The sequence below is a fragment of the Kitasatospora sp. NPDC048298 genome (assembly GCF_043201465.1).
Classification (GTDB): domain Bacteria; phylum Actinomycetota; class Actinomycetes; order Streptomycetales; family Streptomycetaceae; genus Kitasatospora.
Window position 1 is genome coordinate 70,607 of sequence record NZ_JBICYZ010000007.1, and the last position, 9,381, is coordinate 79,987.

The window sequence follows — 9,381 nt, forward strand, 5'->3', positions numbered from 1 at the left end:
CCCCAATGCTGATCCCCCGTAGGGTCAAGCACCGCAAGCAGCACCACCCCAAGCGCCGCGGCGCTGCCAAGGGTGGCACCGAGCTCGCGTTCGGCGAGTACGGCATCCAGGCCGTCACCCCGGCCTACGTGACGAACCGGCAGATCGAGTCCGCTCGTATCGCCGTCACCCGTCACATCAAGCGTGGCGGCAAGGTCTGGATCAACATCTACCCGGACCGTCCGCTCACCAAGAAGCCGGCCGAGACCCGCATGGGTTCCGGTAAGGGTTCGCCCGAGTGGTGGATCGCGAACGTGCACCCGGGTCGGGTCATGTTCGAGCTGTCGTACCCCAACGAGAAGGTGGCTCGTGAGGCGCTGACCCGCGCTGCTCACAAGCTCCCGATGAAGTGCCGGATCATCCGGCGCGAGGCAGGTGAGAGCTGATGTCGGCCGGCACCAAGGCTGCTGACCTCCGCGAGCTGGACAACGAGGGTCTCGTTGCCAAGCTCCGCGAGGCCAAGGAGGAGCTGTTCAACCTCCGCTTCCAGGCGGCGACCGGGCAGCTCGACAACCACGGACGGCTCAAGCTCGTCCGTAAGGACATCGCGCGGATCTACACCCTGATGCGCGAGCGCGAGCTGGGCATCGAGACGGTGGAGAGCGCCTGATGACTGAGAACACCAACGAGACGCGCGGTTTCCGCAAGACCCGTGAGGGTCTCGTCGTCAGCGACAAGATGGACAAGACCGTCGTCGTCGCCGTCGAGGACCGCGTCAAGCACGCTCTGTACGGCAAGGTCATCCGCCGTACGAACAAGCTGAAGGCGCACGACGAGGCGAACGCCTGCGGCATCGGCGACCGGGTGCTCCTCGCGGAGACCCGCCCGCTGTCCGCGACGAAGCGCTGGCGCGTCGTCGAGATCCTCGAGAAGGCCAAGTAACGAAGTTGATGCGGTACGGCCGTATGTGCACCAGGCCCCTCCGGGGGCGCTGGTGTGAGCAGCGGCCGGCCGGTCAGCTCTCGTTGACGATCAGGAGAAAGCTGTGATCCAGCAGGAGTCGCGACTGCGTGTCGCCGACAACACGGGCGCGAAGGAAATCCTTTGCATCCGCGTTCTCGGTGGCTCCGGTCGCCGCTACGCCGGTATCGGGGACGTCATCGTCGCGACCGTCAAGGACGCGATCCCCGGCGGTTCGGTGAAGAAGGGTGACGTCGTCAAGTGCGTCGTCGTCCGTACCGTGAAGTCGCGTCGTCGTCCGGATGGCTCGTACATCCGCTTCGACGAGAACGCCGCGGTTGTTCTGAAGAACACCGATGGTGACCCCCGTGGCACCCGCATCTTCGGCCCGGTGGGCCGCGAGCTGCGTGACAAGAAGTTCATGAAGATCATCTCGCTTGCGCCGGAGGTGCTCTAACTCATGGCGAACAGCATGAAGATCAAGAAGGGTGACCTGGTTCAGGTCATCACCGGCAAGGACAAGGGCAAGCAGGGCAAGGTCATCCAGGCCATGCCGGCTGAGAACAAGGTCCTGGTCGAGGGTGTGAACCGGGTCAAGAAGCACACCAAGCCGGGCCCGGGCACTCAGGGTGGCATTGTCACCGTCGAGGCCCCGGTGCACGTCTCCAACGTCCAGCTGGTCGTGGAGAAGGACGGCAAGAAGGTCGTCACCCGCGTTGGCTACCGCTTCGATGACGAGGGCAACAAGATCCGCGTTGCCAAGCGAACCGGTGAGGACATCTGATGTCTGAGACGACTGTTGAGAAGGTGACCCCCCGTCTCAAGGAGCGTTACAACTCCGAGATCAAGGGTCAGCTGCAGGAGGAGTTCTCGTACGAGAACGTCATGCTGATCCCCGGCCTGGTCAAGGTCGTGGTCAACATGGGCGTCGGCGAGGCTGCCCGTGACAGCAAGCTGATCGAGGGCGCGATCCGCGACCTGACCGCGATCACCGGTCAGAAGCCGGCCGTGACCAAGGCTCGCAAGTCCATCGCGCAGTTCAAGCTGCGCGAGGGCCAGCCGATCGGCACCCACGTCACCCTCCGCGGTGACCGCATGTGGGAGTTCCTGGACCGTCTGGTGTCGCTGGCCCTGCCGCGTATCCGTGACTTCCGTGGCCTCTCCCCGAAGCAGTTCGACGGCCGTGGCAACTACACCTTCGGTCTGACCGAGCAGGTCATGTTCCACGAGATCGACCAGGACAAGGTCGACCGTCAGCGCGGTATGGACATCACCGTCGTGACCACCGCTCAGACCGACGACGAGGGCCGGGCGCTCCTGCGCGCTCTGGGCTTCCCGTTCAAGGAGGCGTGAGCCAATGGCGAAGAAGTCCCTCATCGCGAAGGCCGAGCGGAAGCCGAAGTTCGGCGTCCGGGCCTACACCCGGTGCCAGCGCTGCGGCCGTCCGCACTCGGTGTACCGTAAGTTCGGCCTCTGCCGTGTCTGCCTTCGTGAGATGGCGCACCGCGGCGAGCTGCCGGGCGTGACCAAGAGCTCCTGGTAGTCCTCTTCCTTTCGGAAGACGGCCAGAGCTTTAGGCACCGCCAGCGAAGCAGAGGTGCCCGATCCCACACCGCCCATTTTTGGGCTGCCGTACGGATTCCCGTAAGGTAGTGGGGTCGGGCCCCCTGCCACGGCTTCCCCATGGACGTCCGTGGCCCTCTTACGGGAGGGCTCGCACCCAGTCTTACGACGTCGCAGGTCCCCTGCGCTTGTGCCTCTGCCGCACTCGAAAGAGTGCGGAAGGGGGACCTGGCGCGGAGAAACCGCGGCGAGAGAGGCCTGAGGCCATCATGACCATGACCGACCCCATCGCAGACATGCTCACGCGTCTGCGTAACGCGAACTCGGCGTACCACGACTCCGTGGCGATGCCGGCCAGCAAGATCAAGGCGCACGTCGCCCAGATCCTGCAGCAGGAGGGGTACATCTCCTCCTACAAGGTTGAGGAGCCCGCTGAGGGCGAGGTCGGCAAGAAGCTGACCATCGAGCTCAAGTTCGGCCCCAACCGTGAGCGCTCCATCGCCGGCATCAAGCGCATCAGCAAGCCGGGTCTGCGCGTTTACGCAAAGTCCACCAACCTGCCGAAGGTCCTCGGTGGCCTGGGCGTGGCGATCATCTCCACGTCTTCGGGTCTCCTGACCGACAAGCAGGCCGCCAAGAAGGGCGTAGGCGGAGAAGTTCTCGCCTACGTCTGGTAATTCGGGAAACGGAGGTACAGCAATGTCGCGCATTGGACGGCTGCCCATCCAGGTCCCCGCTGGCGTGGACGTCACCATCGATGGCCAGGCGGTCTCGGTGAAGGGCCCGAAGGGCTCGCTCACCCACGTCGTCGCCGAGCCGATCGGGATCGGCAAGGCCGAGGACGGCACTGTGCTCGTCTCTCGTCCGAACGACGAGCGTCGCTCGAAGGCCCTGCACGGCCTGACCCGCACGCTGGTGGCGAACATGATCACCGGCGTGACCGCGGGCTACCGCAAGTCGCTGGAGATCAGCGGTGTTGGTTACCGTGTGACCGCGAAGGGCTCCGACATGGAGTTCGCGCTCGGTTACAGCCACCCGATTCTGATCACCGCGCCGGAGGGCATCTCCTTCGTCGTCGAGTCGCCCACCAAGTTCCACGTGGACGGCATCGACAAGCAGAAGGTCGGCGAGGTCGCCGCGAACATCCGCAAGCTGCGCAAGCCCGACCCGTACAAGGCCAAGGGTGTCAAGTACGCGGGCGAGGTCATCCGCCGCAAGGTCGGAAAGAGTGGTAAGTAAGCGATGAGTGTCTCTGTCAAGATCGGCAAGGGCAACGCCTACAAGAGCGCCGCTCGCAAGCGCCGCGCGATCCGTGTTCGCAAGCGCGTCGTCGGCACCGAGGTGCGTCCGCGCCTCGTCGTGACGCGCTCGAACCGTCACATGGTCGCCCAGGTCATCGACGACGCCAAGGGTCACACCCTGGCGTCGGCGTCCACCCTCGACGTGTCCATCAAGGGCGCCGAGGGCGACAAGACCGAGCTGGCCAAGAAGGTCGGGAGCCTGGTCGCCGAGCGCGCCAAGGCTGCCGGCATCGAGTCGGTCGTCTTCGACCGCGCGGGCAACCGGTACGCCGGCCGCATCGCCGCCCTGGCGGACGCGGCTCGCGAGGCCGGGCTCGACTTCTAAGCCGCTCGTCGACTCTGTCGACGGACGTAAACGAGAGAGGTAAATCCAATGGCTGGACCCCAGCGCCGCGGTAGCGGCGCCGGTGGCGGCACCGGTGGCGAGCGGCGCGACCGTAAGCGTGACGACCGGGGCAACGCCCCCGCCGTCGAGAAGACCGCTTACGTCGAGCGCGTTGTCGCGATCAACCGTGTCGCCAAGGTTGTCAAGGGTGGCCGTCGCTTCTCCTTCACCGCGCTCGTCGTGGTGGGCGATGGCGATGGCACCGTGGGTGTCGGTTACGGGAAGGCGAAGGAGGTTCCGGCCGCCATCGCCAAGGGTGTTGAGGAGGCCAAGAAGAGCTTCTTCAAGGTCCCCCGTATCCAGGGCACCATCCCCCACCCGATCCAGGGTGAGAAGGCCGCCGGCGTCGTGCTCCTGAAGCCCGCCGCCCCCGGTACCGGTGTTATCGCCGGTGGTCCGGTGCGCGCCGTCCTGGAGTGCGCCGGCATCCACGACATCCTGTCGAAGTCGCTCGGCTCGGACAACGCGATCAACATCGTGCACGCCACCGTGGCCGCTCTGAAGGGCCTCGTGCGCCCCGAGGAGATCGCCGCCCGTCGTGGCCTGCCGCTGGAGGACGTGGCCCCCGCGGCTCTGCTGCGGGCGCGTGCTGCTGGGGTGAGCGCCTGATGGCTCGCCTGAAGATCACGCAGACCAAGTCGTACATCGGCAGCAAGCAGAATCACCGTGACACCCTGCGTTCGCTTGGTCTCAAGCGCATGCACGACGTCGTGGTGAAGGAGGACCGTCCCGAGATCCGCGGGATGGCCCACACGGTCCGTCACCTGGTGACGGTTGAGGAGGTGGACTGATCATGGGCGACAACCCGATCAAGATCCACAACCTGCGTCCCGCCCCGGGTGCCAAGACCGACAAGATCCGCGTGGGTCGTGGTGAGGGTTCCAAGGGTAAGACCGCTGGTCGTGGTACCAAGGGCACGAAGGCCCGCTACCAGGTTCCGCAGCGCTTCGAGGGTGGCCAGATGCCGCTCCACATGCGCCTGCCGAAGCTGAAGGGCTTCAAGAACCCGTTCAAGATCACGTTCCAGGTTGTCAACCTCGACAAGCTGGCCGAGCTCTACCCGCAGGGTGGCGAGGTCACCGTCGAGGACCTGGTCGCCAAGGGCGCGGTTCGCAAGAACTCCCTCGTCAAGGTGCTCGGCACCGGCGAGATCTCGGTCGCCCTCCAGGTTGCGGTGGACGCCGTCTCCGGTTCGGCCGCCGAGAAGATCAAGGCCGCCGGCGGTACGGTCACCGAGCTCATCTGAGCCCGCTGAATTCCGCCCACGAGCCCCGCACCTCCTTCGGGAGGTGCGGGGCTCGTGCTGTTCCCGGGGATTTCCGGCCGGACGGCGCTCGTTCTTTTGTGTGGCAAAACCGGGCATCCCGTACCCCGTGAGTGGGGGAGCGGCGGTACACGCTTCTTCCGAGTGGCCGCGCACTGTTAGAGTCCGTGGAGTTCCCTTGTAGGCTGCGCGTAGGCTCGCCTGTGCCGTCTGTACGGGAGCCCGTACCGCAAAACTCCCCATTCAGGACCGACCCTCCCGCCGACGACGCGCGGGAGGCGCAGGAGGCACCGTGCTCAGTGCGTTCGCGCGGGCGTTCCAGACGCCCGACCTGCGCAAGAAGCTGCTGTTCACGCTGGGCATCATGGTGCTGTTCCGGCTGGGCTCGCACATCCCGATTCCGGGCGTGAGTTTCACGGCCGTGAACGAGTGCGTGAAGGAGACCAAGAACAGTGGCCTCTTCGGACTCGTCAACCTGTTCAGCGGTGGCGCGCTCCTCCAGCTGACGATCTTCGCCCTCGGCATCATGCCGTACATCACGGCGAGCATCATCCTCCAGCTCCTCACCGTCGTGATCCCGCGACTGGAGATGCTGAAGAAGGAGGGACAGGCCGGCCAGGCGAAGATCACCCAGTACACCCGGTACCTGACCATCGCCCTCGCGGTGCTCCAGGGCACCGGCATCGTGGCGACGGCCTCCAGCGGCGCGCTGTTCTCCGGCTGCCCGCTGGCCAACCAGATCGTCCCGGACACCAGCGTGTTCCGGATCGCCGTCATGGTCCTCACCATGACCGCGGGCACCACGGTCATCATGTGGCTGGGCGAGCTGATCACCGACCGCGGCATCGGCAACGGCATGTCGCTGCTGATCTTCACCTCGATCGCGGCCCAGTTCCCGTCCTCGATGTGGGCGATCAAGCAGTCCGGCACCATCGGCGACGGCTGGGTCGAGTTCCTCTCCGTGGTCGCGGTCGGCATCATCGTCGTGATGCTGGTCATCTTCGTCGAGCAGGCCCAGCGCCGGATCCCGGTCCAGTACGCGAAGCGGATGATCGGCCGCCGGGCGTTCGGTGGGACCTCGACCTACATCCCGCTCAAGGTGAACCAGGCCGGTGTCATCCCGGTCATCTTCGCCTCGTCGCTGCTGTACATCCCCGCCCTCGTGGTCCAGCTGACCAACAGCCAGGCGGGCTGGGCCACGTGGATCCGGACGAACTTCGTCAAGGGTGACCACCCGATCTACATGGCCACGTACTTCCTGCTGATCGTCTTCTTCGCCTTCTTCTACGTCGCCATCTCCTTCAACCCCGAAGAAGTTGCCGACAACATGAAGAAGTATGGTGGGTTCATCCCGGGTATCCGGGCCGGCCGACCGACGGCCGAGTACCTGAACTACGTGCTGACCCGAATCACGTGGCCGGGTTCGCTCTACCTGGGCCTGATCGCGTTGATCCCGATGATCGCCCTGGTCGCCTTCGGACAGCAGACCAACTTCCCGTTCGGCGGCACCAGCGTGCTCATCGTCGTCGGCGTCGGACTCGAAACTGTGAAGCAGATCGAGAGCCAGCTCCAGCAGCGCAATTACGAAGGGTTCCTCCGCTGATGCGTATCGTCCTCGTTGGTCCTCCCGGGGCCGGGAAGGGTACTCAGGCGCACCTGCTCGCCAAGACCCTGTCCATCCCCCACATCTCCACCGGCGACCTGTTCCGTGCGAACATCAGCCAGGGCACCCCGCTGGGGCTCGAGGCCAAGAGCTACATGGACGCGGGACACCTGGTGCCGGACGAGGTCACCATCGGGATGGCCAAGGACAGAATGCTCCAGGAGGACGCAGCCAACGGCTTCCTGCTCGACGGCTTCCCCCGCAACCTGGGGCAGGCCAAGGCGCTGGACGAGTTCCTCGCCGAGCAGGGCATAAAGCTGGACGGTGTGCTGGACCTGGAGGTCCCCGAGGACGAGGTCGTCCGCCGGATCGCCGGCCGTCGCCTGTGCCGCAACGACGGTGGCCACGTCTTCCACGTGGACTACAACCCGCCGAAGGCCGAGGGCGTCTGCGACGAGTGCGGCGGCGAGCTGTACCAGCGCTCGGACGACACCGAGGAGAAGGTGCGCACGCGCCTGGAGGTCTACCACACGGAGACCGAGCCGATCATCGACTACTACGTCCAGCAGGGCCTGGTGGCGACGATCTCGGCCCTCGGCAAGGTGGACGAGGTCACCGCCCGCTCGATCGAGGCGTTGAAGCAGGACAGCTGAGTCTCTCGGCGAACGTACGACGGTACGGCCGGGTCGCCCGTGAAGCGGGTGGCCCGGCCGTTTCGGCGTCGTACGGTGGTAGCAGTGGTAATCCGGACTTGGAAGGCGTGACCAGATGGTGGAGATCAAGACCCCCGAGCAGATCGCGAAGATGCGAGCGGCCGGGCTGGTCGTCGCCGAGGCCCTGAAGGCCTGCCGCGAGGCGGTCGTCCCGGGGGTGACCACCCAGGAGCTCAACGACATCGCGGACAAGGTCATCACCGACCACGGCGCCACCTCGAACTTCCGCGCCCACCACGGCGGGCTCTGGTTCCCGGGCGTCATCTGCGCCTCGGTGAACAACGAGGTCGTGCACGGCATCCCCGGTGAGCGGGTGCTCCAGGAGGGCGACGTCATCTCGATCGACTGCGGCGCCATCCTGGACGGCTGGCACGGCGACTCGGCCATCACGGTGGCGGTCGGCGAGGTCCGCCCGGAGGTCGAGATGCTGAGCCGGGTCACCGAGGGCTCGATGTGGGCCGGCATCGCCCAGATGAAGAAGAACAACCGTCTGGTCGACGTCTCCAAGGCCATCGAGGGCTTCATCCGCCGCCAGCCGCTTCCGCCGAAGGGCAAGTGGGGCATCACCGAGGGCTACGGCGGCCACGGCATCGGCACCGCGATGCACATGGAGCCGCACGTGCTGAACTACGTCGAGCGCGGCCGCGGCAAGGGCCCGAAGCTGGTGCCGGGCACCGTGCTGGCGATCGAGCCGATGGTCTCGCTCGGCACCCCGCACACCACCGTGCTGGAGGACGACTGGACGGTCGTCACCAACGACGGCACCTGGGCCTCGCACTGGGAGCACTCGGTGGCCATCACGGAGCAGGGTCCGCTGGTGCTGACCGCCTTCGACGGCGGCAAGGCGGAACTGGCCAAGCTGGGCATCACCGCAGCTCCGGACCCCCTCGCGTAGTCACGGCGGCGCCCAACTGTCGCCGCTGACAAGGGATCAGAGCCCTGGAGGTTTGGACCTCCAGGGCTTTTGTCCTATTTTTATCGGCTGGCAGTGGTCAGTAGTGGTCAGCAGTGGCTTACGAGCGAGCAGGAGACAACACGTGCTCAAGGGATTCCGCGACTTCATGATGCGCGGCAACGTCGTCGACATGGCGGTCGGTGTGGTCATCGGTGCCGCGTTCACCGCGGTGGTGACCGGCTTCGTGTCCGCCTTCCTCACCCCGCTGGTGGGTGTGGTGGTCGGCGCGGCCGGCGACTTCAGCTCGTACAAGGCGCACATCGCCGGAGTGACCTTCCCGTACGGGCAGTTCCTCAACGTGCTGATCGCGTTCTTCATGACCGCCGCGGTGCTGTACTTCTGCGTGGTGCTGCCGATCACCAAGGCGACCGCGCGCTACATGCCGAAGAAGCCGAAGACGCCGAAGCGCCCGTGCCCCGAGTGCCTGACCGAGATCCCCGAGGCCGCCCGCCGCTGCTCGGCCTGCACCGCCCACGTCGAGCCGCTGACCGTCACCACCCGGGCCTGACGGAGCGGGTGTGACGGCTACCGCTTTCCGGGGCCCCCGTTTTGGTCCACCGCACGCGCTGGCGTAGGATGGACCGTCGGCTCACTCGTAGCGTGCTTCAGCGCGCCCTCTTCCCTCCGGGGGAGGGGTGAACCCAGGTTCGCACGAGCG

Annotated in this window: 17 protein-coding genes; all 17 read left to right on the top strand. The window is 66.0% G+C overall.

Features of this window, described 5'->3' with window-relative positions; all coding sequences use genetic code 11:
• Positions 1 to 5 precede the first annotated feature (5 nt).
• The 17 genes from rplP (at position 6) to mscL (ending at position 9,231) form a co-directional block, all read left to right on the top strand.
• Positions 6 to 425, top strand: a complete 420-nt coding sequence (rplP, locus tag ACGF0D_RS08425) for a 50S ribosomal protein L16 (protein ID WP_030055824.1) — start codon at positions 6 to 8, stop codon at positions 423 to 425.
• On the top strand, positions 425 to 649 hold the full coding sequence (rpmC, locus tag ACGF0D_RS08430; RefSeq protein WP_049649042.1) for a 50S ribosomal protein L29: 225 nt from the start codon (positions 425 to 427) through the stop codon (positions 647 to 649). Before rplP ends, rpmC begins: the two co-directional genes overlap by 1 nt.
• Positions 649 to 921: a 30S ribosomal protein S17 gene (gene rpsQ, locus ACGF0D_RS08435; protein WP_030055826.1), complete on the top strand. Its 273-nt coding sequence runs from the start codon at positions 649 to 651 to the stop codon at positions 919 to 921. The genes rpmC and rpsQ overlap by 1 nt, the downstream gene beginning before the upstream one ends.
• 103 nt (positions 922 to 1,024) lie before the next feature.
• Complete coding sequence (gene rplN / locus ACGF0D_RS08440; RefSeq protein WP_030393301.1) at positions 1,025 to 1,396, top strand: 50S ribosomal protein L14; 372 nt, start codon at positions 1,025 to 1,027, stop codon at positions 1,394 to 1,396.
• Between the two features lie 15 nt (positions 1,397 to 1,411).
• Positions 1,412 to 1,723 (top strand): 50S ribosomal protein L24, encoded by a 312-nt coding sequence (rplX, locus tag ACGF0D_RS08445; protein ID WP_030232484.1) that lies wholly within the window; start codon positions 1,412 to 1,414, stop codon positions 1,721 to 1,723.
• Positions 1,723 to 2,292: a 50S ribosomal protein L5 gene (rplE, locus tag ACGF0D_RS08450; RefSeq protein WP_363427433.1), complete on the top strand. Its 570-nt coding sequence runs from the start codon at positions 1,723 to 1,725 to the stop codon at positions 2,290 to 2,292. The genes rplX and rplE overlap by 1 nt, the downstream gene beginning before the upstream one ends.
• A 4-nt stretch (positions 2,293 to 2,296) precedes the next feature.
• Complete coding sequence (locus ACGF0D_RS08455; RefSeq protein ID WP_030393303.1) at positions 2,297 to 2,482, top strand: type Z 30S ribosomal protein S14; 186 nt, start codon at positions 2,297 to 2,299, stop codon at positions 2,480 to 2,482.
• Between the two features lie 289 nt (positions 2,483 to 2,771).
• Positions 2,772 to 3,179, top strand: a complete 408-nt coding sequence (rpsH, locus tag ACGF0D_RS08460) for a 30S ribosomal protein S8 (RefSeq protein WP_030280781.1) — start codon at positions 2,772 to 2,774, stop codon at positions 3,177 to 3,179.
• Positions 3,180 to 3,201: 22 nt separating this feature from the next.
• Positions 3,202 to 3,741, top strand: a complete 540-nt coding sequence (rplF, locus tag ACGF0D_RS08465) for a 50S ribosomal protein L6 (protein ID WP_392867340.1) — start codon at positions 3,202 to 3,204, stop codon at positions 3,739 to 3,741.
• A 3-nt stretch (positions 3,742 to 3,744) separates the two neighbouring features.
• Positions 3,745 to 4,128, top strand: coding sequence for a 50S ribosomal protein L18 (gene rplR / locus ACGF0D_RS08470; protein ID WP_030280785.1), 384 nt, complete (start codon positions 3,745 to 3,747; stop codon positions 4,126 to 4,128).
• Between the two features lie 48 nt (positions 4,129 to 4,176).
• A complete protein-coding gene (gene rpsE, locus ACGF0D_RS08475; protein WP_392867337.1) occupies positions 4,177 to 4,797 on the top strand; it encodes a 30S ribosomal protein S5 in 621 nt (206 codons plus the stop codon).
• Positions 4,797 to 4,979, top strand: a complete 183-nt coding sequence (gene rpmD, locus ACGF0D_RS08480) for a 50S ribosomal protein L30 (RefSeq protein ID WP_030055835.1) — start codon at positions 4,797 to 4,799, stop codon at positions 4,977 to 4,979. The genes rpsE and rpmD overlap by 1 nt, the downstream gene beginning before the upstream one ends.
• A gap of 2 nt (positions 4,980 to 4,981) precedes the next feature.
• Entirely contained in the window at positions 4,982 to 5,434 is a 453-nt protein-coding gene (gene rplO / locus ACGF0D_RS08485) for a 50S ribosomal protein L15 (RefSeq protein ID WP_392867334.1), read from the top strand.
• Between the two features lie 310 nt (positions 5,435 to 5,744).
• A complete protein-coding gene (gene secY, locus ACGF0D_RS08490; RefSeq protein WP_392867331.1) occupies positions 5,745 to 7,055 on the top strand; it encodes a preprotein translocase subunit SecY in 1,311 nt (436 codons plus the stop codon).
• A complete protein-coding gene (locus ACGF0D_RS08495) occupies positions 7,055 to 7,708 on the top strand; it encodes an adenylate kinase (RefSeq protein ID WP_363380951.1) in 654 nt (217 codons plus the stop codon). The genes secY and ACGF0D_RS08495 overlap by 1 nt, the downstream gene beginning before the upstream one ends.
• A gap of 115 nt (positions 7,709 to 7,823) precedes the next feature.
• Positions 7,824 to 8,663 carry a type I methionyl aminopeptidase gene (gene map / locus ACGF0D_RS08500; protein WP_392867328.1) on the top strand — a complete coding sequence of 280 codons (840 nt, stop codon included), beginning with the start codon at positions 7,824 to 7,826 and terminating at the stop codon, positions 8,661 to 8,663.
• Between the two features lie 142 nt (positions 8,664 to 8,805).
• The gene (gene mscL, locus ACGF0D_RS08505) at positions 8,806 to 9,231 is read left to right on the top strand and encodes a large conductance mechanosensitive channel protein MscL (protein ID WP_392867325.1); all 426 of its coding nucleotides are present in this window, start codon (positions 8,806 to 8,808) and stop codon (positions 9,229 to 9,231) included.
• The last annotated feature ends 150 nt before the right edge of the window (positions 9,232 to 9,381 follow it).

Coding starts and splice junctions, on each gene's coding strand:
- map (WP_392867328.1), top strand. CDS start 7,824: ATGGTGGAGATCAAGACCCCCGAGCAGATCGCGAAGATGCGAGCGGCC.
- ACGF0D_RS08455 (WP_030393303.1), top strand. CDS start 2,297: ATGGCGAAGAAGTCCCTCATCGCGAAGGCCGAGCGGAAGCCGAAGTTC.
- rpmD (WP_030055835.1), top strand. CDS start 4,797: ATGGCTCGCCTGAAGATCACGCAGACCAAGTCGTACATCGGCAGCAAG.
- ACGF0D_RS08495 (WP_363380951.1), top strand. CDS start 7,055: ATGCGTATCGTCCTCGTTGGTCCTCCCGGGGCCGGGAAGGGTACTCAG.
- rplO (WP_392867334.1), top strand. CDS start 4,982: ATGGGCGACAACCCGATCAAGATCCACAACCTGCGTCCCGCCCCGGGT.
- rplR (WP_030280785.1), top strand. CDS start 3,745: ATGAGTGTCTCTGTCAAGATCGGCAAGGGCAACGCCTACAAGAGCGCC.
- rplF (WP_392867340.1), top strand. CDS start 3,202: ATGTCGCGCATTGGACGGCTGCCCATCCAGGTCCCCGCTGGCGTGGAC.
- rpsH (WP_030280781.1), top strand. CDS start 2,772: ATGACCATGACCGACCCCATCGCAGACATGCTCACGCGTCTGCGTAAC.
- rplE (WP_363427433.1), top strand. CDS start 1,723: ATGTCTGAGACGACTGTTGAGAAGGTGACCCCCCGTCTCAAGGAGCGT.
- rplP (WP_030055824.1), top strand. CDS start 6: ATGCTGATCCCCCGTAGGGTCAAGCACCGCAAGCAGCACCACCCCAAG.
- rpmC (WP_049649042.1), top strand. CDS start 425: ATGTCGGCCGGCACCAAGGCTGCTGACCTCCGCGAGCTGGACAACGAG.
- rpsQ (WP_030055826.1), top strand. CDS start 649: ATGACTGAGAACACCAACGAGACGCGCGGTTTCCGCAAGACCCGTGAG.
- rplX (WP_030232484.1), top strand. CDS start 1,412: ATGAAGATCAAGAAGGGTGACCTGGTTCAGGTCATCACCGGCAAGGAC.
- rpsE (WP_392867337.1), top strand. CDS start 4,177: ATGGCTGGACCCCAGCGCCGCGGTAGCGGCGCCGGTGGCGGCACCGGT.